Annotated in this window: 21 protein-coding genes and 2 tRNA genes; 14 read left to right on the forward strand and 9 right to left on the reverse strand. The window is 64.6% G+C overall.

Annotated features, from left to right (window positions below):
• Positions 1-83: 83 nt before the first annotated feature.
• Genes J3E61_RS20120 through ilvC form a run of 3 tightly spaced genes read left to right on the forward strand, consistent with a single transcriptional unit; the run spans position 84 to position 3,501 of the window.
• Positions 84-1,949 carry an acetolactate synthase large subunit gene (locus J3E61_RS20120; RefSeq protein WP_192721277.1) on the forward strand — a complete coding sequence of 622 codons (1,866 nt, stop codon included), beginning with the start codon at positions 84-86 and terminating at the stop codon, positions 1,947-1,949.
• The gene (gene ilvN, locus J3E61_RS20125) at positions 1,949-2,455 is read left to right on the forward strand and encodes an acetolactate synthase small subunit (RefSeq protein ID WP_192721276.1); all 507 of its coding nucleotides are present in this window, start codon (positions 1,949-1,951) and stop codon (positions 2,453-2,455) included. The genes J3E61_RS20120 and ilvN overlap by 1 nt, the downstream gene beginning before the upstream one ends.
• Before the next feature lie 44 nt (positions 2,456-2,499).
• Positions 2,500-3,501 carry a ketol-acid reductoisomerase gene (ilvC, locus tag J3E61_RS20130; protein WP_192722397.1) on the forward strand — a complete coding sequence of 334 codons (1,002 nt, stop codon included), beginning with the start codon at positions 2,500-2,502 and terminating at the stop codon, positions 3,499-3,501.
• Between the two features lie 51 nt (positions 3,502-3,552).
• Here ilvC and wrbA read toward each other — a convergent pair whose 3' ends face one another.
• Both wrbA and J3E61_RS20140 read right to left on the reverse strand, forming a co-directional pair.
• Positions 3,553-4,152, reverse strand: coding sequence for an NAD(P)H:quinone oxidoreductase (gene wrbA, locus J3E61_RS20135; protein WP_210084722.1), 600 nt, complete (start codon positions 4,150-4,152; stop codon positions 3,553-3,555).
• Positions 4,149-5,582: an NAD(P)/FAD-dependent oxidoreductase gene (locus J3E61_RS20140; protein ID WP_210085636.1), complete on the reverse strand. Its 1,434-nt coding sequence runs from the start codon at positions 5,580-5,582 to the stop codon at positions 4,149-4,151. Before J3E61_RS20140 ends, wrbA begins: the two co-directional genes overlap by 4 nt.
• A 32-nt stretch (positions 5,583-5,614) precedes the next feature.
• Here J3E61_RS20140 and J3E61_RS20145 point away from each other — a divergent pair, with 32 nt between their 5' ends.
• The 4 genes from J3E61_RS20145 to J3E61_RS20160 are packed head-to-tail and all read left to right on the forward strand — an operon-like array spanning position 5,615 to position 9,189.
• A complete protein-coding gene (locus J3E61_RS20145; protein WP_192721274.1) occupies positions 5,615-7,201 on the forward strand; it encodes a phosphoglycerate dehydrogenase in 1,587 nt (528 codons plus the stop codon).
• Positions 7,198-8,208 (forward strand): 3-isopropylmalate dehydrogenase, encoded by a 1,011-nt coding sequence (locus J3E61_RS20150; RefSeq protein WP_210084723.1) that lies wholly within the window; start codon positions 7,198-7,200, stop codon positions 8,206-8,208. The genes J3E61_RS20145 and J3E61_RS20150 overlap by 4 nt, the downstream gene beginning before the upstream one ends.
• Positions 8,209-8,217: 9 nt before the next feature.
• Positions 8,218-8,799 (forward strand): hypothetical protein, encoded by a 582-nt coding sequence (locus J3E61_RS20155; RefSeq protein ID WP_192721272.1) that lies wholly within the window; start codon positions 8,218-8,220, stop codon positions 8,797-8,799.
• Between the two features lie 48 nt (positions 8,800-8,847).
• Positions 8,848-9,189 carry a hypothetical protein gene (locus J3E61_RS20160; RefSeq protein WP_210084724.1) on the forward strand — a complete coding sequence of 114 codons (342 nt, stop codon included), beginning with the start codon at positions 8,848-8,850 and terminating at the stop codon, positions 9,187-9,189.
• Between the two features lie 80 nt (positions 9,190-9,269).
• On the opposite strand, the gene J3E61_RS20165 is transcribed toward J3E61_RS20160, so the two are convergent.
• Positions 9,270-10,463, reverse strand: a complete 1,194-nt coding sequence (locus tag J3E61_RS20165) for an MFS transporter (RefSeq protein ID WP_210084725.1) — start codon at positions 10,461-10,463, stop codon at positions 9,270-9,272.
• Positions 10,464-10,567: 104 nt separating this feature from the next.
• Here J3E61_RS20165 and J3E61_RS20170 point away from each other — a divergent pair, with 104 nt between their 5' ends.
• The 4 genes from J3E61_RS20170 to J3E61_RS20185 all read left to right on the forward strand — a co-directional run bounded on the left by J3E61_RS20170 (position 10,568) and on the right by J3E61_RS20185 (position 13,148).
• The gene (locus J3E61_RS20170; protein WP_192721269.1) at positions 10,568-11,353 is read left to right on the forward strand and encodes a fumarylacetoacetate hydrolase family protein; all 786 of its coding nucleotides are present in this window, start codon (positions 10,568-10,570) and stop codon (positions 11,351-11,353) included.
• The gene (locus J3E61_RS20175; protein WP_210084726.1) at positions 11,353-12,828 is read left to right on the forward strand and encodes a glutamate--tRNA ligase; all 1,476 of its coding nucleotides are present in this window, start codon (positions 11,353-11,355) and stop codon (positions 12,826-12,828) included. The genes J3E61_RS20170 and J3E61_RS20175 overlap by 1 nt, the downstream gene beginning before the upstream one ends.
• Positions 12,829-12,946: 118 nt before the next feature.
• A tRNA-Gln gene (locus tag J3E61_RS20180) sits at positions 12,947-13,018 on the forward strand.
• 57 nt (positions 13,019-13,075) lie between these two features.
• Positions 13,076-13,148 (forward strand) — tRNA-Glu (locus J3E61_RS20185).
• Between the two features lie 14 nt (positions 13,149-13,162).
• On the opposite strand, the gene J3E61_RS20190 is transcribed toward J3E61_RS20185, so the two are convergent.
• The 4 genes from J3E61_RS20190 to J3E61_RS20205 all read right to left on the reverse strand — a co-directional run bounded on the left by J3E61_RS20190 (position 13,163) and on the right by J3E61_RS20205 (position 18,450).
• Entirely contained in the window at positions 13,163-14,380 is a 1,218-nt protein-coding gene (locus tag J3E61_RS20190; protein WP_210084727.1) for a DUF1501 domain-containing protein, read from the reverse strand.
• Positions 14,381-14,389: 9 nt separating this feature from the next.
• Positions 14,390-15,706: a DUF1800 domain-containing protein gene (locus J3E61_RS20195; protein ID WP_210084728.1), complete on the reverse strand. Its 1,317-nt coding sequence runs from the start codon at positions 15,704-15,706 to the stop codon at positions 14,390-14,392.
• 135 nt (positions 15,707-15,841) lie between these two features.
• Positions 15,842-17,632: a cellulase family glycosylhydrolase gene (locus J3E61_RS20200; protein WP_210084729.1), complete on the reverse strand. Its 1,791-nt coding sequence runs from the start codon at positions 17,630-17,632 to the stop codon at positions 15,842-15,844.
• Positions 17,633-17,748: 116 nt separating this feature from the next.
• Positions 17,749-18,450 (reverse strand): helix-turn-helix domain-containing protein, encoded by a 702-nt coding sequence (locus J3E61_RS20205; RefSeq protein ID WP_192721264.1) that lies wholly within the window; start codon positions 18,448-18,450, stop codon positions 17,749-17,751.
• 39 nt (positions 18,451-18,489) lie between these two features.
• On the opposite strand from J3E61_RS20205, the gene leuC reads away from it, so the two are divergent.
• From leuC to J3E61_RS20220, 3 genes are all read left to right on the forward strand, one after another.
• Positions 18,490-19,923: a 3-isopropylmalate dehydratase large subunit gene (gene leuC, locus J3E61_RS20210; protein WP_210084730.1), complete on the forward strand. Its 1,434-nt coding sequence runs from the start codon at positions 18,490-18,492 to the stop codon at positions 19,921-19,923.
• A 12-nt stretch (positions 19,924-19,935) separates the two neighbouring features.
• Positions 19,936-20,529: a 3-isopropylmalate dehydratase small subunit gene (gene leuD / locus J3E61_RS20215; RefSeq protein WP_210084731.1), complete on the forward strand. Its 594-nt coding sequence runs from the start codon at positions 19,936-19,938 to the stop codon at positions 20,527-20,529.
• Positions 20,530-20,721: 192 nt separating this feature from the next.
• Positions 20,722-21,342 carry an HU family DNA-binding protein gene (locus J3E61_RS20220; protein ID WP_192721261.1) on the forward strand — a complete coding sequence of 207 codons (621 nt, stop codon included), beginning with the start codon at positions 20,722-20,724 and terminating at the stop codon, positions 21,340-21,342.
• Between the two features lie 102 nt (positions 21,343-21,444).
• Here J3E61_RS20220 and J3E61_RS20225 read toward each other — a convergent pair whose 3' ends face one another.
• Both J3E61_RS20225 and J3E61_RS20230 read right to left on the reverse strand, forming a co-directional pair.
• Positions 21,445-22,374, reverse strand: coding sequence for an NUDIX hydrolase (locus J3E61_RS20225; RefSeq protein ID WP_210084732.1), 930 nt, complete (start codon positions 22,372-22,374; stop codon positions 21,445-21,447).
• Positions 22,375-22,428: 54 nt separating this feature from the next.
• Entirely contained in the window at positions 22,429-24,582 is a 2,154-nt protein-coding gene (locus J3E61_RS20230; RefSeq protein ID WP_192721259.1) for an RNA degradosome polyphosphate kinase, read from the reverse strand.
• Between the last annotated feature and the right edge of the window lie 66 nt (positions 24,583-24,648).

Below are 24,648 nucleotides of genomic sequence, written 5' to 3' on the forward strand. Positions count from 1 at the left end.
CAGCGGCCAGCTGACGGGGGTTTTTTCTTGCCCGAACACCGATTTGAGATCCTAGAGACGACGACGGAGATGACGAGGACACCGTGAGCGCACCAACCACGCGACCGCCGGAGCAGACGAATGGGGGTCAACCCGTGCCTGCTGCCGCCAAGCCAGCGCCGAAGACCAGCACCGCGCAGCCGAAACGTATTGCGCCGCACCAGCTCACCGGTGCGCAGGCCGTAATCCGGTCACTAGAGGAACTCGACGTCGACGTCATCTTCGGCATCCCGGGCGGCGCCGTGTTGCCGGTCTACGACCCGCTTTTCGACTCGCAGAAGCTGCGCCACGTGTTGGTCCGCCACGAGCAGGGTGCCGGGCACGCCGCCAGCGGCTACGCGCACGCCACCGGCAAGGTCGGCGTGTGCATGGCGACGTCGGGGCCCGGCGCCACCAACCTGGTCACCCCGCTGGCTGATGCGCACATGGACTCGATCCCGATGGTCGCGATCACCGGTCAGGTCGGCCGCGGGCTGATCGGCACCGACGCTTTCCAGGAAGCCGACATCTCCGGCATCACCATGCCGATCACCAAGCACAACTTCCTGGTGCGCAACGGCGACGACATCCCGCAGGCGATCGCTGAGGCGTTCCACCTCGCCTCGTCCGGTCGCCCGGGCCCGGTGCTGGTCGACATCCCGAAGGATGTGCTGCAGGGACAGTGCTTGTTCAGCTGGCCGCCGCAGATCGATCTGCCCGGTTACAAGCCGAACACCAAGCCGCACAACCGGCAGATCCGCGAGGCGGCCAAGCTGATCGCGGCGGCCCGCAAGCCGGTGCTCTACGTCGGCGGCGGGGTGATTCGCGGCGAGGCCACCGAGCAACTGCTGGATCTGGCCGAGCTGACCGGCATCCCGGTCGTCACCACGCTGATGGCGCGCGGCGCGTTTCCCGACAGCCATCCGCAGCACATGGGCATGCCCGGCATGCACGGCACGGTCTCGGCGGTCGCGGCGTTGCAGCGCAGTGATCTGCTGATCGCACTCGGTACCCGCTTCGACGACCGTGTGACGGGCAAGCTGGATTCCTTCGCGCCAGAAGCCAAGGTGATTCACGCTGACATCGACCCCGCCGAGATCGGTAAGAACCGGCACGCCGACGTCCCGATCGTCGGCGACGTCAAGGCGGTCATCACCGACCTGATCGAGGCGCTGCGCCGTGACGGCACCATCGGCTCGATCACGATCGACAACTGGTGGGAGTACCTGCGCGGGGTGCAGTCGACCTACCCGCTGAGCTACGGCCCGCAGAGTGACGGCAGCCTGTCGCCGGAGTACGTCATCGAAACCCTTGGCAAGATGGCCGGCCCCGACGCCGTCTACGTCGCAGGCGTTGGGCAGCACCAGATGTGGGCCGCGCAGTTCATCAAATACGAGAACCCGAAGACGTGGCTCAACTCCGGCGGCCTCGGCACCATGGGCTTCGCGGTTCCCGCGGCGATGGGCGCCAAGTTCGGCCGCCCGGAGGCTGAGGTGTGGGCCATCGACGGCGACGGCTGCTTCCAGATGACCAATCAGGAACTGGCCACCTGTGCCGTCGAAGGCGCGCCGATCAAGGTGGCCATCATCAACAACGGCAACCTGGGCATGGTGCGGCAGTGGCAGACACTGTTCTACGAAGAGCGCTACAGCCAAACCGATTTGGCCACCCACTCGCATCGCATCCCGGACTTCGTGATGCTGGCCGAGGCGCTTGGCTGCGTCGGATTGCGTTGTGAGCGTGCCGAAGACGTCGAGGACGTCATCCGGCAGGCGCGGGAGATCAACGACCGGCCGGTCGTGATCGACTTCATCGTCGGCGCCGACGCCCAGGTGTGGCCGATGGTGGCCGCGGGCACCAGCAACGACGAGATCCAGGCGGCCAAGGGAATCCGGCCGCTGTTCGACGATCCCGAAGAAGGGCACGCGTGATGACCGTTTCCACTCACACCTTGAGCGTTCTGGTCGAAGACAAACCCGGCGTGCTCGCGCGCGTGGCGTCGCTGTTCTCGCGGCGCGGCTTCAATATCCAGTCGCTGGCTGTTGGTGCGACCGAGCAGAAGGACATGTCGCGGATGACGATCGTCGTCAGCGTCGAGGACTCTCCGCTCGAGCAGATCACCAAGCAGCTCAACAAGCTTGTCAACGTGATCAAGATCGTGGAGCAGGAGCCCGACAACTCCGTCGACCGTGAACTCGCGCTGATCAAGGTGCGCGCTGATGCCGCCACCCGCAGTCAGGTCATCGAGGCGGTGAATCTTTTCCGCGCCAAAGTCGTTGATGTGTCTACGGAGTCGTTGATCATCGAGACAACCGGCACTCCCGAGAAGCTGGAGGCGCTGCTGCGGGTGCTGGAGCCGTATGGCATTCGTGAGCTCGTCCAGTCCGGTGTGGTTTCGCTGTCGCGCGGTCCGCGCGGCATCGGCACCGCCAAGTAAGCCCCAAGTCAGTTACGAGATAAGGAAATTCAGTGGCAGTAGAGATGTTCTATGACGACGACGCGGACCTGTCGATCATTCAGGGTCGCAAGGTCGGCGTCATCGGCTACGGCAGCCAGGGCCATGCGCACTCGCTTTCGCTGCGCGATTCCGGCGTGCAGGTGAAGGTCGGCCTCAAGGAAGGCTCAAAGTCGCGCGACAAGGTCACCGAGCAGGGCCTCGAGGTCGATACGCCCGCCGAGGTTGCCAAGTGGGCCGACGTGATCATGTTGCTGGCACCCGATACCGCGCAGGCCGAGATCTTCAAGAACGACATCGAGCCGAACCTCGAGGACGGCAACGCGCTGTTCTTCGGCCACGGCCTGAACATCCACTTCAATCTGATCAAGCCGCCTGCCAACGTCACCATCGGCATGGTGGCGCCGAAGGGCCCGGGTCACCTGGTGCGTCGTCAGTTCGTCGACGGCAAGGGTGTGCCGTGCCTGATCGCGGTCGACCAGGATCCCAAGGGTGAGGGCCAGGCGCTCGCGCTGTCCTACGCCAAGGGCATCGGCGGAACGCGCGCAGGCGTCATCAAGACCACGTTCAAGGACGAGACCGAGACCGACCTGTTCGGTGAGCAGGCCGTGTTGTGCGGTGGCACCGAGGAACTCGTCAAGACCGGCTTCGACGTGATGGTCGAGGCGGGATATGCGCCCGAGTTGGCCTACTTCGAGGTACTGCACGAGCTCAAGCTGATCGTCGACCTGATGTACGAGGGCGGCATCGCGCGGATGAACTACTCGGTGTCCGACACCGCGGAGTTCGGCGGCTACCTGTCGGGTCCGCGCGTGATTGACGCCGGCACCAAGGACCGGATGAAGCAGCTGCTGACCGAGATTCAGGACGGCACGTTCGTCAAGCGCCTCGTCGCGAACGTCGAGGGCGGCAACAAGGAGCTCGAAGACCTGCGCAAGCAGAACGCCGAGCACCCGATCGAGGTGACCGGCAAGAAGCTGCGCGAACTGATGAGCTGGGTCGACCGCCCGCTGACGGACACGGCCTAATCGAGTTGTGTGCAGTTGGTTGCGCTCAGCGCCACAAAGTGCACACAACCGCTAAGAAGTAAGGCGATCTGCGACCGCGACAACGCGCTTGGCCAAATGGTCGAGCGCGTTGTTCGTTGCGTCGTCGAACTCGCTGATGTTGTCGTGGTCGGCGATGACGCTCGCGCCGTACGGGTTTCCGTCGACGAACTTCAGCGCATCGGTGTACCCCGGGGCGACGATGATGCCGCCGAAGTGCATCAGCGTGACGTAGAGCGTGAGCAGTGTGGTCTCTTGGCCACCGTGTGCGGTGTTCGTCGACGTGAAGCCGGCATGAACCTTGTCAGCCAGCTTGCCCTGCGACCACAGGCCGCCGAGCGAGTCGAGGAAATCGCGCAATTGCGAAGCGACCGAACCGAATCGGGTCGGCGAGCCGAAGATCACCGCGTCGGCCCACACGATGTCGTGGCCGGTCGCGTGTGGCAGGTCCTTAGTGGATTCGTAGTTCGCCGTCCACGCGGGATTCTGCGCGAACGACGCGGGGTCGCGGGTTTCGGCGACCGGACGGACGCGCACCTCGGCGCCGGCGGCTTCGGCCGCGGCGGCTACCCGCCCTGCCATCGACGTCCCATGGCCGGTTGCTGAGTAGTAGATGACCGCGAGTTTCGTCATGGCGCCAGCCTCGGCAGCTTCTTGATACCGAACTCGCGGCGCAACACCGTGCGCGCCGCGTAGTACCCCGACATGCCGTGCACGCCGCCGCCCGGTGGCGTCGCCGATGAGCACAGATACGCCTTGGGAATCGGTGTGCTCCATGGGTTGAGCCGCGGCGTCGGGCCCGCCAGCGCGTGAAACAGTGTGTTGCCGCCCACCCCGATGTCGCCGCCGACCAGATTGGCGTTGTGATCGGCCAACCCTGCGGCAGGTATCGACCGGACCGCCACCACGACATCGCGGAAGCCCGGGGCGAAACGCTCGAAGACCTTTGTGACAGTTTCGCTTTGGTCCACAGTCGAGCCCGATGGCACATGCGCGTACGTCCACAACGGCCGCCGGCCAGCTGCATCGATGCGGCCGGGATCGACAAGATGCGGCAGCGCGGCCAGCACCATCGGCCATTCCGGGTGGCGGCCGGCTGCGGCTTCGGCCTCGGCGTGCGCCATCTGCTCGCGGGTGCCGCCCATGTGCAGTGTCGGAGCCTCGGCCAGCCGCGGGTCGACCCAGGGGATCTCATCGGACAGCACGAAATCGACCTTCGCCACGCCTGGCCCGAAACGGTAGCGCTGCAACGCCTTTGCATACCGCGACGGCAACCGGTCACCGTAGATGGACAGCAGCGCTGTCGGTGCGGTGTCGTAAAGCACCACACCCGAAGGAGGTTCGGTGATCTCCGCACCCGAGGTCACCGTGCCGCCGTGGGCTTGCAGGTCGGCAATGAGCGCGTCTGGAATGGCTTGGCTACCGCCAGCCGGGATCGGCCAACCGACTGTGTGCGCCAAGGTGGCCAGCATCAGCCCCGCGCCGGAAGAGACCAGCGACGGCATCTGTGAAATCGTATGCGCCGCAACACCGGTGAACAAAGCGCGAGCATCCGTCCCCGCCAACGCCCGCCAGGCAGGCGTGCCCTGCTCGACCAGTCGGCTGGCCACCTGTACCGCGGCGATCAGATCGGTGGTCGGAATAGAGCGTTTGTCGCCGAGCAACACCTTGAGCACCGAGGCGTCGCGCTCGACAAGCGGACCCAGCAGTCGACGCCAAGACTGCCCGTCGGTCAGCTCCGCGCACGTGCGGTCCAGATCGTGGTAGCCCACCGCGGCGGGGCGCCCAGGAAGGGGGTTGGCGTAGGACACCTGCGGCGCCGTCACAGTCACACCGCGGGCCGGCAGATCGAACGCCGCCAGAAACGGCGATGCCAATGCCAGCGGATGCACGGCCGAACAGATGTCGTGGCTGACCCCGGGAAACTCGGGATCAGCCAGCGTGCGCGCGCCGCCGCCCAGAGTTGGCTGCGCCTCGAACACCTGCACTGAAAGACCGGCTCTGGCGCAGATGACGGCGGCCGCCAGGCCGTTGGGTCCACTACCTACGACGGTGACGTCCACCTCATGATTCAAGCCCACTACGCTGTGTGGGCGTGAGCCTTCCCGTTGTACTGATCGCCGACAAACTGGCTGAATCGACCGTCGCCGCACTTGGTGACCAGGTAGAGGTCCGCTGGGTGGACGGCCCGGACCGAGAGAAGCTGCTGGCCGCGGTGCCGGAGGCCGACGCGCTGTTGGTGCGCTCGGCGACCACCGTCGACGCCGAGGTGCTGGCCGCGGGGTCCAAGCTCAAGATCGTCGCCCGCGCGGGCGTCGGCCTGGACAACGTCGACGTCGACGCAGCGACTGCCCGTGGCGTGCTGGTGGTCAACGCCCCGACGTCGAATATCCATAGTGCCGCCGAGCATGCGGTGGCGTTGATGCTCGCCGCGGCAAGGGAGATCCCCGCGGCTGACGCATCGCTGCGCGAGCACACCTGGAAGCGGTCCAAGTTCTCCGGCACCGAGATCTTCGGCAAGACAGTTGGCGTGGTCGGCCTGGGCCGCATCGGTCAGCTGGTGGCGCAGCGACTGGCCGCGTTCGGCACGCATGTCGTGGCGTATGACCCCTATGTCTCGGCTGCGCGGGCCGCGCAGCTCGGGATCGAGCTGCTGACCCTCGACGAACTGCTGAGCCGGTCGGACTTCATTTCCGTGCATCTGCCGAAGACACCGGAGACCGCCGGGCTGATCGGCAAGGAAGCGCTGGCCAAGACCAAGCCGGGCGTGATCATCGTCAACGCCGCTCGCGGTGGACTGGTCGACGAGGAAGCGCTGGCCGACGCGGTTCGCTCCGGACATGTCCGCGCTGCGGGCATCGACGTGTTCGCCACCGAGCCGACCACCGACAGCCCGCTGTTCGAGCTGCCGCAGGTCGTCGTCACGCCGCACCTCGGGGCCTCGACCGGCGAGGCGCAGGACCGCGCCGGCACCGACGTCGCGGAGAGCGTGAAGCTTGCGCTGGCCGGCGAATTCGTGCCAGACGCCGTCAACGTCGGCGGTGGGGTCGTCGGTGAGGAAGTGGCGCCCTGGCTCGATCTGGTCCGCAAGCTCGGCGTGCTCGTCGGTGTGCTGTGCAGCGAGCTGCCCGTGTCGTTGTCGGTGCAGGTGCGCGGCGAACTGGCGTCGGAAGACGTTGAGGTGCTACGACTTTCGGCGCTACGGGGACTGTTCTCCGCCGTCATCGAAGATCCGGTGACGTTCGTCAATGCGCCTGCGCTGGCCGCCGAGCGTGGCGTGGAGGCCGACATCAGCACGGCCACCGAAAGTCCCAACCACCGCAGCGTGGTCGACGTCCGCGCCGTCTACGGCGACGGGTCAGTGGCCAACGTCGCCGGTGCGCTGTCGGGACCGCAGCAGGTCGAGAAGATCGTCCAGATCAACGGCCGCAACTTCGATCTGCGCGCCGAGGGTGTCTATTTGATCGTCAACTACGTCGATCAGCCCGGCACACTCGGCAAGATCGGCACCCTGCTGGGCGCCGCTGACATCAACATTCACGCGGCGCAATTGAGTGAAGACGCCGAAGGGCCGGGTGCGACGATCCTGCTGCGCATCGACCGCGAAGTGCCCGCCGACGTTCGCGCCGCGATCACCCAGGCCGTCGGCGCCAAACTGCTGGAAGTGGTGGACCTTTCGTGAAACTGGCGATCATTGCCGGCGACGGTATCGGCCCCGAGGTCGTAGGCGAGGCGCTCAAGGTGCTCGACGCGGTCGTGCCGGGCGTCGAAAAGACCAACTACGACCTCGGCGCGCGGCGCTACCACGCGACCGGCGAGGTGCTGCCCGACTCGGTGATCGACGAGCTGCGGGGACACGACGCGATCCTGCTCGGTGCCATCGGTGATCCGTCGGTGCCCAGCGGTGTGCTGGAACGTGGCCTGCTGCTGCGTATTCGGTTCGCGCTCGACCACCACGTGAATCTGCGTCCCTCGCGGCTGTATCCAGGCGTCGCCAGCCCGCTGGCGGGCAACCCCGACATTGATTTCGTCGTGGTCCGCGAGGGCACCGAGGGTCCGTACACCGGAAACGGTGGGGCCATTCGCGTCGGCACGCCCAACGAGATCGCCACCGAGGTCAGCGTCAACACGGCGTTCGGCGTGCAGCGCGTGGTGCATGACGCGTTCCGCCGCGCCCAGCAGCGCCGCAAGCATCTCACGCTTGTGCACAAGAACAACGTGCTGACGTTTGCAGGCGCACTGTGGTGGCGCACCGTGCAGGAGATCGCCTCCGAGTACCCCGACGTCGAAATCGCCTATCAGCACGTGGATGCGGCGACGATTCACCTCGTCACCGATCCGGGCCGGTTCGACGTGATCGTGACCGACAACCTGTTCGGCGACATCATCACCGACCTCGCTGCGGCCGTGTGCGGTGGCATCGGGCTTGCCGCGAGCGGCAACATCGACGCGACGCGGACCAATCCGTCCATGTTCGAACCGGTGCACGGCAGCGCGCCGGATATCGCGGGCCAGGGCATCGCGGACCCGACCGCGGCGATCATGTCGGTCGCGCTGTTGCTGTCCCATGTCGGCGAACACGACGCTGCGGCCCGCATCGACAAGGCCGTCGAGCAACACCTCGCCACCCGCGGCGACCAGAAGATGTCCACCTCAGAGGTCGGCGAGCGGATCGCGGCGGGCCTCTAGGTCGGCGAAGTGGCGACACTGTCTCGGCAGTGCTGGCTGTTCGCGGTCGGTTCGACATTGTTCGCGATCGCCACGTTGCCGGGGGTGTCCGCCGTCGCAGGTGCGGGGCTCGTCAACCTGTTGTGTTTCGTCGGCTCCTGGTTTTTCACCACCGCGGGGTGGATGCAGTTGGTGCTGTCCGGGCCGGCGCTGCGCATCGGATGGCTCTCGGCGGCCGCGCAATTCGCCGGGACGATCCTGTTCAACATCAGCACCGGGGCCTCGTTGTGGGCTCACGCCGTGAAGCCGGAGCGACGTTTGGTGTGGGCGCCGGACTTTGTCGGATCGCTGGCTTTTCTGGTGAGCGGCGCGCTCGGGGTCGTCGCAGTGACCGCGGTCGTGGGGATCTTCGAGCTGAAATCCCGAGACTGGCAGGCGGAGTGGATCAACATGATCGGCTGCCTCGCGTTCGGCGTATCCGCCTTAGCCGCCTTCGTCACGAAATCGGGGGTCACCGAGGATGCGCTGCTCGCGAACGTCGGCACCTTCGTCGGGGCGCTGTGCTTTCTTGTTGCCGCACTGCTGATCCTTCCGCGGCAGTCGAGCGCGTAACCGGCGGGCTAGAAGAGCCCGTGGCCGTGATGTGTGCCCCAATGGTGCTTGACGGCGACCGGCGTGCCTGGGTCGGACGACAAGACCCGTTTGTTGGATGTGGGCGCCGAACCCGGTGCAGACGCGGTTTTCGTTGATGACGACGATGCCGCCGGTTTGTGCGAAGTGCCGCCGTTCGGCGTCGCTTTGGCGGAATTGCGGACGACGTGTTGGCTCGACGCGGTGGAGTTTGTCGTGCTCGACGGCGCGGCCGCGGCGGGCACGGCGAGCGCGACACTGACTCCTGCAGTGGCCAACCCGGCTGCGAACACAGCTGGAACGGACACGTTCATACCGATCCTCTCCTTACCTGGACGTCAAATAGCGAAGCGGGACAACGACTTTAGTTAGTAGCCTAAAACGCCGATTTGTAATCCCTTGCGACAAAAGCGCCTAACGCGGGGTGCATCCAGGTAACTCTCAGGCGGCGTTCAGCGTGCCTTCGCTCGTCGCTGATCGACAGGGACGAGTGGTATCGCAACGAGGGGGAAAACCGCGCACACGGCAAAGGCGACGGGATATCCCGCGGCGCCGATCAATGCGCCGAACAACGGAGGCGCAACGCCGGCCGTCAGCAACTGGCTGGTGTTCTGGGTGCCGAGAGCGCGACCACTCCAAAACGGCCCGGCGATCTCCGCGATCGCGGTGAACGCTAAGCCGTTGTCGGACACGGTGATCACCGAAGCGAGCACCATCACCGCGACGCTGACGGGGGAGTGCAGCCAGTCGGTAAGGGCCAACAGGCCCATAGCCGCAGCAGCCGCCAGCGCGATGGCGCGGATCGGTCGCAGTCGCGAGCCAACCACGTCCGACCAGCGGCCCGCGGCGATTCGTCCACCGGCACCGAGTATCTGCGCGCCTGTCACCATCGCGCCCGCCGACGCGGCCGACCAACCGCGGTCGGCCATCAGCCACACCAACGTGAACGTCCACACCACCACCTGCGGCGCCACCAACAAGCACGACACGGCATGAATGCGCCACAACACCGATGAGCCCCGATAGGGGTTGGCCAGATCGGCTTCGTCGGCCTCGTGCCGCGGTGGCCGTGGCGGATCGATCACCGCGACGGCGCACACCACCGCCGACGCCGCGCACACCACTGCTGGGAAAAGCAACGCCACGGAGACACCGTGGCTTTCCGCAAGACGCGGAATCACCAACGCTCCCAACCCGACTCCCAGCGGCTGTGCCGTCTGCCGGATGCCCATCACCAGGCCGCGCTGCTCCGGTGGGAACCATCCGACCACCAGCCGGCCGCTAGCAGAGTTGCTGCTTGCCGCCGCCATGCCGCCGAGCAACAGAAACGCGCCGACCGCGACGAGTGAGTGCACCGACGCCGCTGCGAACGCCGCGGCTGCCGTCAGCGCCGAACCCAGCGCCAGCACGATCCGCTCGCCGACCCTGTCGACGAGGTAACCCCATGCGATCAGCGTCGCCACCATGCCGAAGCTCGGCATCGACGAGAGGAGGCCGGCCTTCGCCAGATCCAGCCCGAGTTCGGTGTGCAGCGTCGGGATGAGGAAGGCCGCCCCGTTGATGAACACGTTCGCGAACAACGTCGCACCCAGCGCGATGGCCAGCATCGACCAGCGCCGCACTGTGCTGATCGTCTCGATGGACACGCGATCATCGTCGCACAGCTGTCTCAGAATGCTGAACCATCTTTCCAGATGGTGAGACGACGACCGCAGGCGGGCGTCGCGACCACGGCCACTAGGCTGGGACCATGCGCCTTGGTCGAATCGCCAGCCCCGACGGAGTTGCTTTCGTCAGCATCGAAGGACCCATCGACGACCCGGCAGAGGCGGTCGTCAGGGAAATCGCGGAGCACCCCTTCGGGTCGCCCAACTTCACGGGTCGTCAATGGCCGCTCGCCGATGTGCGTCTGCTGGCGCCGATTCTGGCGAGCAAGGTGGTCTGCATCGGCAAGAACTATGCCGCCCACGTCGCAGAGATGGGCGGCGGCGACTTCCCCGATCCCGTGATCTTCATGAAGCCCAACACGTCGATCATCGGTCCGAACGTGCCGATTCAGATGCCGGCCGACGCCGACCCCGTGCACTTCGAAGGCGAACTGGCCGTGGTCATCGGGCGCCCGTGCAAGGACGTTCCCGCGGCGCGGGCCGCCGAGAACATCCTCGGATACACGATCGGCAACGACGTCACCGCGCGGGATCAACAGAAGAAGGACGGCCAGTGGACCCGCGCGAAGGGCTATGACACCTTCTGCCCGATCGGCCCGTGGATCGTCACCGATCTCGACCCGACCGATCTGGATCTGCGCACCGAGGTCAACGGTGAGGTCAAGCAGCACAGCCGAACGTCGCTGATGATTCATGACATCGGCGCAATCGTGGAGTGGATCTCGGCGGTGATGACTCTGCTGCCCGGCGATCTCATCCTCACCGGAACACCGGAGGGTGTCGGGCCGATCGAGGACGGCGACACCGTCAGCGTTACCATCGAGGGCATCGGGACGCTGAGCAATCCTGTTGTGCGCAAAGGAAAGTGATGACCGTAAGGGTAAGGTTCTGCCCGTCGCCCACCGGCACGCCGCACGTCGGGTTGATCCGCACCGCGTTGTTCAATTGGGCGTACGCGCGCCACACTGGTGGCTCGTTCGTGTTCCGGCTGGAGGACACCGACGCCGAACGGGACAGCGAAGAAAGCTATTTGGCGTTGCTGGACGCGCTGAGCTGGCTGGGACTGAACTACGACGAGGGTCCGGATATCGGCGGCCCGTATGCGCCGTACCGGCAGTCCGAGCGCAGTGACGTCTACCGCGACATCGTGCAGCGACTGCTTGATGCCGGCGAAGCCTACGAGGCGTTCTCGACGCCGGGGGAGGTCGAGGCCCGGCATATCGCCGCAGGCCGAAATCCCAAGCTCGGCTACGACAACTTCGACCGAACCCTCACCGATGAGCAACGGGCAAGGTTCGTCGCCGAGGGACGCGCTCCCGTCGTGCGGTTGCGAATGCCCGACGAAGACATCACCTGGCACGACCTCGTGCGTGGCGACACCACCTTCGCCGCGGGGACCGTTCCGGATTTCGCGCTGACGCGCGCCAGCGGAGATCCGTTGTACACCTTGGTCAATCCGGTCGACGATGCACTCATGAAAATCACGCATGTGCTGCGCGGTGAAGATCTGTTGCCGTCGACGCCGCGTCAGATCGCGCTGTACCAGGCGCTGATCCGCATCGGCGTGGCCGAGCGTGTTCCTGAGTTCGCGCATCTGCCAAGCGTTCTCGGCGAGGGCAACAAGAAGCTGTCCAAGCGTGATCCGCAGTCGAATCTGTTCCTGCACCGCGAGCGCGGCTTCATCCCCGAGGGTCTGCTGAACTACTTGGCATTGCTCGGCTGGGGCATCGCCGAGGATCGCGACGTGTTCAGCCTCGACGAGATGGTCGCCGCATTCGACGTCGTCAACGTCAACTCCAACCCCGCGCGTTTCGACCAGAAGAAGGCCGACGCGATCAACGCCGAACACATCCGGCTGCTCAGTGAGGACGATTTCGCCGAACGCCTTGGCGCGTATTTCCTAGCTCACGGTCACGAGACCGGTCTGGACACCGCGCAGTTCGCAGAGGCGGCCAGTCTGGTGCAGACGCGAATTGTCGTGCTCGGCGATGCGTGGGATCTGCTGAAGTTCCTCAACGACGGCGAATACCAGCTCGATGAGAAGGCCGCAGGCAAGGAACTGCGCGGTGATGCGGCCCCGGTGCTCGACGCAGCGATCGCAGCGCTAGAGGACGTCGGGGAATGGACCACGGCCAAGATCGAAATTGCGCTCAAGGTGGCGCTGTTGGAGAACTTGGCGCTCAAGCCGCGAAAGGCCTTCGGTCCGATCCGGGTGGCCGCAACGGGCGCGTCGATCAGCCCACCGTTGTTCGAGTCGCTGGAACTGCTCGGCCGCGATCGCAGCCTGCAGCGGCTGCGCGCGGGCAGAGACCACGCGGCGGCCGCCGCCACGGCGGAGGCGTGAAAAGACAGCCTGAAATCTTTGGTAGTCTGCACGTCGGCCCGATACAACAGGCGGCGGGAGCATCTCTCCGCTTGGCCGGTCCGAAAACAGCCTGTGACCTGCGGTTATAGGCAGCCAATGGGGTATGGTGTAATTGGCAACACAGCTGATTCTGGTTCAGCCATTCTAGGTTCGAGTCCTGGTACCCCAGCGTCTGTAACGGATTAGGTCCGCGTAACCCCGTGCGTTATGCTGGCAATCCGGTTCTGGCCCCGTCGTCTAGCGGCCTAGGACGCCGCCCTCTCACGGCGGTAGCGTGGGTTCGAATCCCATCGGGGCTACAAAATCGGATTCTTCACAGGAATCCGATGTCTTTTCTGCCAGAACCGACCACCCGCTCCGGATCTGCGCGCAGCGTCTTGTGCAGCAGCTCGTGGTAGATGTCGCGGAAGTCGGTCGTCGTCTTCAGGTCCCCGTCGTCGAGGTCGGTCAGGCTGGGCTCGTCGCCGTAGAAGCCACCCTTGACGTGTGCGCCTGCGATGAAGACCGGTCCCGACGTGCCGTGGTCGGTGCCCGCAGACGCATTGGCCGCTACCCGCCGCCCGAACTCCGAGTAGGCCATGACGACCACGTTCTTGCCGAAGCTGCTGCTTCTCATGTGCTGCAGGAAGGTGGTCAGGCCGTCGTCGAGAACCTTCAGCAGTGACTGGTGTGCGGCACGCTCGTCGGCATGGGTGTCGAAATCGCCAAGGGAAACCATGTACACCCGCGACGGCACCCCGGCCTTGATGCAGGTGGCCACCAGATCGAGGTCGGCCGCCAATGTCTGTGCGTTACCGCTGCCCGTCGTTTCGGCACCAGGGGTCGCGCCCTTGACGACCCGTGCGAACTCGGGTGTCGTCTTGCTGTTGGCCCGGTACGCCTCGCACACTGCGGCCATCGCCGCGGTGTCCCTCGGGTCGTCCTTGCTCAGCGCCTCCAGCGTTTTGGCGATGTCGTCGGGCACTGGCGGCACCCAGTTGGAGAGGGCTGCCGACACGTGTTTTTGCCCAATTCCCAACGGCGCCAGCACGGCTCCGACATTGACCGCGCGCAGGGGATCGTCGCCCGTCGCATCCAGCCAGCGGCCGATCCACCCCGTCTTCACGGGCTCGTCGACAGACGCTGTCTGCCAGATGTCCATCGACCGGAAATGGCTGCGGTCCTGTTTCGGATATCCCACGCCTCGCACGATCGCGAGCTGGTTTTCCGACCATAACGAATTCAGCCCTGGTAGCGCCGGATTCAGACCCAGTTGACCGTCTAGGTGCAGGACTTCGCCGGGCGCATAAGACAGTTCGGGTCTTGCGTCGTGATAGGCATTGTCCGCGTAGGGAATCAACGTGCTCAGTCCGTCGTTGCCGCCGTACAGTGTGACGATCACGAGGATGCCGCTGTCGGCCGCGAGCGGCGGCTGATTTTGAGTGCGGTGCAGCAGGTCCGGAAGAGTCAGCGCACCCACCCCGCCCAACACTCCCACCGCGCCTGCTCCGGCGCTGGCGATCAGAAACTTCCTGCGGTTGAACTCGGCCATCGAATCTCGTTACGACGTCAGGTATTCGGGTGTGTTGACCGCGGCGGCTACCAACTGCTGCGGATCGTTGACAAGAGGCTTGAGTGCGGCCGCAGTCCGATCGGTCCACGCGCCGATCCCGAGCAGATACCCCACGGCGTCGACGCGGTCACCCCGAGCGGATTGCTCAACGACAGACAGGTCACCGGATTTGGTGAACTTGTCGGCGGCCCACGCCCGCGCCGAGATACTGCTGGTCGACAGCCACGCCTGGCCGCTGGGCCAACCACCGACGTTCGGCGGATAGAAGGGCCGCTGACCCATCACCGTCAGCGCGACGACGATGGCGTCTAGCAGATCGGGATCATCGATGGGCGCCTTGAGCGAACGGATGACGCCGATCAGCCATTCGATCGGGGTGTTCACCACGGTGCCTGCGCGGTCGGAGAATTCGGGGTCGAGCAGGATCGCCTTCGTCAAAGCTTTGAGATCGCGCCCTTGGCCATAGGCCGACACGAGGCGGTCGAGCGTCGCCGTGGACGGATCGGTGTCGGAGGCGAGCATTCGCCACAGTTTGGCGGCGACGAACTGCGCTGACTTCGGGTGGCCGAGAACGATGTCGCAGAAATTGGCTTCGTCGAGATCGCCTGCCACACCCATGACTGTCTTCGGCGTGCTGTCGTGATGGGTGGGTGAGATGTCGGCCTTGCCGCCGGGACCGATGAACCAGCCGGTTAGTGCGCGGGCGCCTTCCTTGACATCGCGTTCTGTGTAACCGTTTCCGTGTCCGAGGGTGAAGAGCTCCATGAACTCACGCGACAGGTTCTCGTTGGCCGCGCCTGCGCTGTTTCGAACGCCGTCCAGCCAGAACAGCATTGCCGCGTCGGTCAGCATTGCGTAGGCCAGCGTGCGGAAATCGCCGAGTTTGAGCGTGCGCAGCTTCTGGTTCTGGTGTCCCATCCATTCGGCGGCAGGCACCTTCTGCGCCGAGGTCGCGAAGTGGTTGTGCCACACCAGAGTGAGCTTCTCGTGTATCGGTTCGTTCACCGCGGCCATCCGCCGCACCCACCACGACGTCAACTCGGTCATTTGATCCGACAGGGTGCTGCTGAACTCGTTGAACGCGGCGTCGCCCGCGTTGTCGTCGGGCATGTCAGGGGTGACGGGCATCGGACGCGGTGTGGCCACTGCTCCTGGGTCGGCATCGGGATCGAGGCCCAACGCCTGGTCGAGGTAGATCGACCAATCCTGATTCGCAACCGCGTCGATCTGCGGCCCGGTCGCGCCGAAGCCGGCACGCCGCAGCAGGCGTGCGGTGGCAATCCACCGAGATGATTGCGACGACAAAGATTCTGACCCCCATCAGATCTGTGGTGCGTGCCCCCAAGCTGAAGTATCGCCTGGCTTAGCGGAAAACGATAGGCCCTCCCGCGAGTCGACACAGCCGAACAGCTGTCGCTGTGTCTCCGCTGAGAGCCGGGTTCAGGGCTGCTTTATCGGATCTTTGGTGCCCTGCTCGGCGTCCCGATCGTTCGGCTTCGTCACGTTGTCGTTCGCGGTCATCGTGTCGGTCGCGTTGGCTGATGACTCCGCGCCCTTCTTCGGCGTCGGGTCCTCCTTCGGTGCAGCCGCTACTTTGTCGGCCGGCTTGTCGACAGCATCGCGATCGGGCTTCGAGCCAGCAGTGTCGGTTGTGTCGGCATTGGCATTGGCATCGGCTTTGGGGGTGCCGGAGTCGTTATCTCCTTCTACCGCTGCCGGTTTGGTATCGGCGATGTTCGTACTCGAATCCGGCTTGGCTGCCGAAGACGCATGGCGCTGCGTGGGGACGGATACTTTGGCCGTATCCGCGGTCATAGCGGTGGGGACGTGCAGCGCTGTCGTGGCGGGGGACACGGCGTCGTCGGGTCTGACGCGATCGCCTATCGAGTCGATGACACGGCCGATCGCGTCGACCACACCGGAAATCACTGCAACCGTCGCGGTGGCCAAACCCTTCACCACGCGGACACCCAGATCGACCAATCCGGCGATCACCTTGACCGTCGCATCGACTGCGGCGGCGAACAATTGGGCGCCCGCGTGGATCACGCGGGACGCCGCGTTGACGATCGCACGCGTGATCGCCAACGCCGCGTCAATGAGCGGGCGGTCCGGGCGTTCCGGGAGCTGACCTCCGGCGAACTGCGCGATGACTTGAGCGGCGAGCTTCGGCGTCCAGTCGGTATAGAAGATGCCGAAGTTCTTCTGAATGTCCGGATCGCCGCTGAACGAATCGCGGAAGGTATAGATGAAGGCAGGACCCGCGCCGTCCACGTTCTGCCAGGCGTGCAGAAAATCCTCGATGAACGCCGCCTGCTGTTCTTCGGTCACGACCTCACCGGTCGAAAGCGCAGAGGTCGGCATGCCGTATTCGGTCGCCCAGATCTTCAAGGCACCGTCACCGTGCTCGAGCATGACCTGCCGCATCTCTTCGACCTGCTGCTCGGCCGACAGCGGATGGTTGTTGCCCTCGGAGAACTCCAACGAGAAGTGATACGGATGGAATGAGATCGCATCGAAGTAGCCCTTGGCGCCTGCGTCATACATCGCGGCGATGAAATCCTGCGGGTTGATCGTGACGTTGCCTGCGGTGAAAAGCGACGCAACCACGCCGCCGACGACTACCGCGTTGGGATCCTCCGCCTTGATCGCGGTGTAGCCCGCTTTCAGCAGTTCGGTGTAGGCCACCGGATCGACGGGGTTCCAAAACGTGATCGCGTTCGGTTCGTTCCAGACCTCGTAAGCCGCGATGTCGCCTTGGTACCGGTCAGCGACCAAGCCTGCGAATTCCGCGAAATCGTTGGGGTCGGGATGCCCGCTCAAATATCTGTCGCTGGCCCATGCCGGCGTGGAATTGAGGACGGCCAACACACCCATGTTGCGCGCGGACGCCGCATTGACCATTCGATCGACGTTGACCCAGTTGTAGAACGGCAAGTTGAGCGGTTGCACGCCTGCCCACGGGATGACGATTCGAACGTTTTGCACGCCCATCGCTTGAAGGGTGTCGAGGGTTCGGTCGATGTCGGCCTGTGACTGGTTGTACAGGTTCGAGTCTGCGATGCCGACAACGCTCGGTGCCTCAACAATGCTTGCCGTCTCAACGACATTGCGCGCCACAGATTTTGGCGGGACTTGTTGGGCGGCAACGGCAACGACCGCGGCGGACATCGCGGCGATCAGCAGACGGATGCCGAGGGCGCGAAGAGTTCTGCGATTGCATACGGTCATCGCCCCGCCTCCAACCCGGCGAGTGGGCCATCGCCGTTGTGGTCCGCGTAGCTGACGCTACCGTAAATGGCCGGGTAGAGGGCCGATTTTGGCGATCGGCGCCAGTTGAATTCAATTCAAAGGCGGCGGGTCAGCGCGTCCGCGGCTGCCAACAGGTCGGCCGCCCAGCGGGCGCCGGGCCTGCGTCCCATCCTGTCGATCGGCCCGGACACCGAGACTGCGGCGATCACCGTGCCGCGGCCATCGCGCACAGGGGCCGACACGCTTGCAACGCCTGGTTCGCGTTCGGCGGCGCTTTGCGCCCACCCGCGCTTGCGAACTTCGGCAAGAGCGCGATCGGTGAACATCGCTGCGGGCAGCACCGCCTGCTGGGTCGCCGCGTCGGCGTATGCCAGTAGCACTTTGGCGCCCGACCCGGCCGTCATCGGCAGCCGGGCACCCACCGGAACCGTATCGCGAAGCCCCGCAGGCGGTTCCAGTGCGGCAACACAAATCCGGGCGGTGCCCTCGCGGCGGTAAAGCTGCACGCTCTCGCCGGTGATTTCCCGCAGCCGCGGCAGCACGACGGCGCCTGCGGCCAGCAGTGGGTCGTTCACCTGTCCCGCCAATTCGGTCAGCCCTGGGCCGAGCCGCCAGAGGCCGTCGCCGTTGCGACTCAGCAGTCGGTGCACCTCCAGGCCTGCGGCCAGCCGATGCGCGGTCGCGCGTGGCAGGCCCGTGCGCTCGACCAGCTCGGCCAGCCCGCACGGCGATTCAGCCACCGCGTGCAGCACACCCACCGCTTTGTCCAGCACGCCGATGCCGCTATCCTGTCTCACAAGGAGATACTAACGTCCTAGATTGTGAGATAGTCAAGTATGACCAGTGTCCACACGCCGCGCACGATGGCAGAAAAGGTGTGGGCGGACCACGTCGTCGCCCATGGAGCAGGCGAAGGCGCGGGCCGCGAGCCCGACTTGATCTACATCGATCTGCACCTCATTCACGAGGTGACGAGCCCGCAGGCCTTCGACGGGCTCCGGCTGGCCGGCCGCACGGTGCGCAGGCCCGACCTGACGATCGCCACCGAAGACCACAATGTGCCGACGGTCGACATCGATAAACCGATCGCCGACCCGATATCGCGGACACAGGTCGAGACGCTGCGTCGAAATTGCGAAGAGTTCGGCATCCGGTTGCATCCGATGGGCGACGCCGAACAAGGAATCGTGCACATCATCGGTCCGCAGTTGGGACTGACGCAGCCCGGCATGACAGTGGTGTGCGGTGACAGCCACACGTCGACGCACGGCGCATTCGGTGCACTCGCGATGGGCATCGGCACATCCGAGGTCGAGCACGTGTTCGCAACACAGACCCTTGCACTGCGGCCATTCAAGACCATGGCCGTCAATGTGGACGGCCAACTGCCGCCCGGAGTGAGCGCGAAGGACATCATTCTCGCGGTGATCGCGAAAATCGGCACCGGTGGGGGACAGGGCCACGTCATCGAATACCGCGGCAGCGCCATCGAATCGCTCTCGATGGAGGGCAGGATGACGATCTGCAACATGAGCATCGAAGCCGGCGCGCGCGCCGGCATGGTGGCACCGGACGAAACCACGTTCGAATTCTTGCGCGGCCGCCCGCATGCACCGAAGGGTGCGGAATGGGACGCAGCGGTCGCCGCATGGCTGGCATTGCGCACCGACGAAGGCGCTGAATTCGACACCGAGGTGTATCTCGATGCGGCCACGCTGAGCCCCTTCGTCACGTGGGGTACCAACCCAGGACAGGGTGTTCCGTTGTCGGATTCGGTCCCGGACCCGGAGCTGATGTTCGACGAATCTGAACGGCAATCGGCCGAAAAAGCGTTGGCGTACATGGATCTTCGTCCCGGCACGGCGATGCGTGACATCGCGGTGGACGCAGTTTTCGTCGGGTCGTGCACCAACGGCAGGATCGAGGATCTGCGCGTCGTCGCCGACGTTCTGCGCGGACGCAAGGTGGCCGACGGGGTGCGGATGCTGATTGTGCCCGGTTCGATGCGTGTGCGCGCACAAGCCGAATCAGAGGGGCTCGGGGAGATCTTCACCGCGGCAGGCGCGGAATGGCGCCAAGCCGGTTGCTCCATGTGTCTTGGAATGAATCCAGACCAGCTGTCGCCCGGTGAACGTTGCGCGTCGACATCGAACCGAAATTTCGAAGGCAGGCAAGGCAAGGGTGGTCGCACCCATCTGGTGTCGCCTGCAGTCGCTGCAGCCACTGCGGTGCGCGGCAAGCTGTCGTCCCCTGCCGACCTGACTCAGTAATAGGAGATCGTCATGCAAGCGTTTCGCACGCACAAAGGTATCGGCGTTCCACTGCGCCGGTCGAATGTGGATACCGACCAAATCATCCCCGCCGTCTATTTGAAGCGGGTCACCCGAACAGGTTTCGAGGACGGCCTATTCGCGGCCTGGCGTAACGATCCGTCTTTCGTGCTCAATCTGCCGCCTTTCGACAAGGGCTCAGTGTTGGTGGCCGGACCCGATTTCGGCACCGGCTCGTCACGCGAACATGCGGTCTGGGCGCTGATGGACTTCGGTTTCAGGGTGGTCATCTCATCGCGATTCGCCGATATTTTTCGCGGCAACGCGGGCAAGGCGGGACTGTTGGCGGCCGAAGTAGCGCAAGATGATGTGGAACTCCTGTGGAAGCTCATTGAGGAGCAGCCGGGGGTGGAAATCACTGTGAACCTTCAAGATCGGAATATCGTCGCGGGAACGGTCATGGTGCCGTTCAAGATTGACGATTACACCGCCTGGCGATTGCTCGAGGGTCTTGACGATATAGGTCTTACGCTGCGGAAACTCGATGAAATCGAGACCTACGAAGCGCGTCGGCCGAACTGGAAACCGCGCACTCTGCCCGCGTGACTCAATGGCTCCGGCGAGCCGAAATCGCCGCCTTTCACCCGCTTCTCGGGGCCCTCGACAGGAGTCCAAGGGGGGCAAGAAAGTTCGCTAGTTTCGCTTGAAATTGCGCGTGGCTCTTGGAAATCAGTGGTCATTGGGTTTACCGTGTCCTCTAGTCGGTCCAAAGAGGACCACTGGTTTCGGAGGTTTTGCATGAACAAAGCGGAGCTCATCGACGTACTCACGGAGAAATTGGGCTCGGATCGTCGGTCGGCAACCGATGCGGTGGAGAACGTCGTCGACACCATCGTGCGTGCGGTTCAAAAGGGTGACAGCGTCACCATTACCGGCTTCGGTGTTTTCGAACAGCGCCGTCGTGCCGCTCGTGTCGCGCGCAACCCGCGTACCGGCGAGACCGTGAAAGTCAAGCCAACATCCGTGCCGGCCTTCAGGCCCGGCGCTCAGTTCAAAGCGGTTATCTCTGGCGCACAAAAACTCCCGGCGGAAGGACCAGCAGTGAAACGTGGCGCAACCGCGGGCGGCGCCCGCAAGGCCGTGAAGAGGGCGGCCGTTAAGAAGGCAGTGAAGCGGGCCGCAGTCAAGAAGGCCGTGAAGCGTACTGCCGCGAAGAAGGCCGTCAAGAAGGCCGCAGTCAAGAAGGCCGTGAAGCGGACTGCCGTCAAGAAGGCAGTAAAGCGGACCGCAGCCAAGAAGGCCGTGAAGCGTACTGCCGCGAAGAAGGCAGTGAAGCGGACCGCCGCCAAGAAGGCTGTCAAGAAGGCCGCAGTCAAGAAGGCAGCGAAGAAGGCTCCGGCCAAGCGCGGCCGTCGCTAAATTTCGTCATCGGGCACGCCGTGGGTCACCTGGCCCGCGGCGTGTCTGTGTGTGGTGAGTTCAGCGGAACGTCGCGGACTTTGGCTCTAACTCAGCAGGGCACTACTTCTTAGAGGCCAGCGGGCTGCCGATATGGTCGGCGGCGATCAAGCGGTCATCGGTCAATGACATCACCCACGTGCTGCCTTTGCGATTGCGCGACTTGTCAGGGCGGACTCCGTCCCGCTCGCACCACCATGCGATCAGATCGGGAATCACCTTGCCCTGGGTGCAGATGACGGGCGTCCCACCGGCCGCCGCGATTTCGAGGATCCGGTGTCTGGCCGCTTTTCGATTGTCAGCGTATGCCTCTTCGGTCAACGCGGGCTCGCCGGCGATCGTGGCGCCGAGTTCTTCGGCGAGCGGTTCAAGCGTCTGATGGCACCGGGCGCGGTCGGCGGCGTAGAGCGTATCGGCGCCGAACGACAGCAGCACACCGACCAACGACTCGGCCTGTGCGCGGCCGTGCTTGTCCAGCGGTCGCTTCCTGTCGTCGCCCTTGTACCGCGACTTGCTGCCGGCAGTCCCATGCCTCACGATCAACACGGTCTTGGTATCGACGGGTTGTTTTGCGAAGCGGCGCAAGACTTTTCGATCGTGTGGATACTCCAGGTGCTTCAATGCCTCGGCGACGGGAAGCCACTTGAGTTCGTCGACTTCGGCGTTCGGACTGAACTCCCCGTCGACTCTGCGCGCCGCCCAGTACCGCACCTTTTTGGTGCCCTGCTCGACGGGATAGCTGACCGCGGCGAGTCGCCTGCCGAGGATCGACGCATAACCGGTTTCCTCGTGTACTTCCCGCACGGCCGTCACGGGTTCGGTCTCGCCGGGATCGACCTTGCCCTTGGGCAGTGACCAGTCGTCGTAGCGGGGGCGGTGGATGATCGCCACTTCTGGCGCCGACGGGTCGCCGTTGTGCCGCCACAGCACCGCACCGGCTGCGAGAACAGCCTTGCTCACCGGGACAGCACCCGATGACAGTTCCTTCGGCACCTCAACTCCTGCAGGTCATCCGGGCCCGACGGGCCGTCATGCTGGTCTGTTCGGTCACGGATGTCGGTGGCGTTCCATCAGCGAAACCTGATGGTCGCGTACGGTCTCGCCCGCACTCGGCAACGCTGTCCAGTGCCCGTCGGCACCGAGTTCCCAGCATCGTGTCGCGGGATCCATCGTGGAGTCGAACACCTCGTCCAGTTGAGCGGTCAGCCTCGGATCCTTCACCTGAGCCATGACTTCGACACGCCGGTCGAGATTACGATGCATCATGTCGGCGCTGCCGATCCAGAACTCGTCGATGGCGCGGAAGTGAATAATCCGCGAGTGTTCGAGGAATCGGCCGAGAATCGAGCGAACGACGATGTTGTCCGAGTATCCCTGCGCGCCTGGCTTCAGCGCGCAGATGCCGCGCACCACCACTTCTACTTTCACACCCGCCTGAGAAGCGCGATACAGCGCATCGATCACCTGCTCGTCGACCAACGCGTTGGCCTTCATCCGAATGCGGCCCTCCGCGCCGTCACGGGTGGCGGCGATTTCTCGCTCGATGCGTTCGATGATGCCCTTGCGCACCCCGTACGGCGCCACCATCAGGTTGCGGTAGGACTCCTTGCGGGAGTAACCCGTCAGCGAGTTGAACAGATCGGTGAGGTCGGCGCCGATGTCGGGTGCGGCGGTCAGCAAGCCGACATCTTCATATAGTCGCGCGGTTTTCGGGTTGTAGTTGCCCGTGCCGATGTGGCAGTACCGCCGGATGGTCGAGCCTTCGCGCCGCACCACCAAGCACGTCTTGCAGTGCGTCTTGAGTCCGATCAAGCCGTAGACCACGTGCACGCCCGCCTGTTCCAACGCGCGGGCCCACTTGATGTTGGCCTGCTCGTCGAAGCGGGCCTTGATCTCAACGAGTGCAACAACTTGCTTGCCGGCCTCCGCCGCATCGATGAGCGCGTTGACGATCGGTGAGTCACCGGAGGTGCGGTACAGCGTCTGCTTGATCGCCAACACGTTGGGATCGGCCGCGGCCTGCTCGATGAATCGCTGCACCGTGGTGGAGAACGAGTCATACGGGTGATGCACCAGCACATCGCCGTCGCGAAGCGTGGAGAAGATGCTCTTGGGTGTTTCGCGTTCACCGAAGGCCGGCGGTGTCGCGGGTACGAATGGCGGATCCTTGAGCGCGGGGCGGTCGACGCCGTAGATCTGCCACAGCGACGACAAGTCGAGCAGCCCAGGCACTTCGATCACATCGCCAGGGTCGACGTCGAGTTCGCGCAACAGCAACTCGAGCATGCTCTCGGTCATGTCGTCGGACACCTCGAGACGAACGGGCGACCCAAAGCGGCGCCGCGCCAGTTCTCGCTCGAGCGCCTGCAGTAGGTCCTCGTCGCGATCCTCTTCGACCTCGAAATCTGCGTTGCGCGTGATACGGAACGCGTGATGCTCGACGACATCCAAGCCAGGGAAGAGCACCGACAGGAACGCGGCGATCAACTCTTCCATCGGCAGGAATCGCACGACGTCGGAACTGCCTTCGCGGCGTGCGAGTTCCACGAACCGGTCGACGTTGTCGGGTACCTTGACCCGCGCGAAGTGCTGCCCACCGTCGTCGGGATGTTTGACGGTGATGGCGAGGTTCAAGCTCAGCCCGCTGACGAACGGGAACGGGTGCGCCGGGTCGACGGCCAACGGCGTCAACACCGGGAAAACCTGTTCGTGGAAGTAGGTCGACAGCCGCGACCGTTCGTCGTCGTCGAGTTCGTTCCACGTCACGATGACAACGCCTTCGTCGGCCAGCGCTGGTCGCACGGAGTCGAGGAACACATGCGCATGCCGGTTGGCGATCTGCTGGGTGCGCTCGTTGATGCGCCGCAACTGCTCGCGCGGTGACAGGCCGTCGGCTGATCGCACCGAAAGCCCCATCTCGTCGCGACGCTTCAGGCCGGCGACGCGCACCATATAGAACTCGTCGAGGTTCGACGCGAAGATCGCCAGGAACTTCGCTCGTTCGAGCAGCGGTAACGAGGTGTCGGCCGCGAGTGCAAGCACCCGGGCGTTGAAGTCGAGCCAGCTCAACTCGCGGTTGAGGTACCTGTCGTCGGGCAGCGGGTTCTCAACGGCCGGTGACGTGGCAGCCGGTGGTGCCTCTGGCGCCGAGTCGACCAAGTCCGCGCCGTCGGGTCGGATCTGGGCTTCGGCTTCTGTCATGTTTCCGATGATTCCTTATTGAGCAGCTACCCGGCTACCGCCGTGGTGCATCCCGTCGCCTGCTGT

The organism is Mycobacterium sp. OAE908 (assembly GCF_017872775.1).
Classification (GTDB): Bacteria; Actinomycetota; Actinomycetes; order Mycobacteriales; family Mycobacteriaceae; genus Mycobacterium.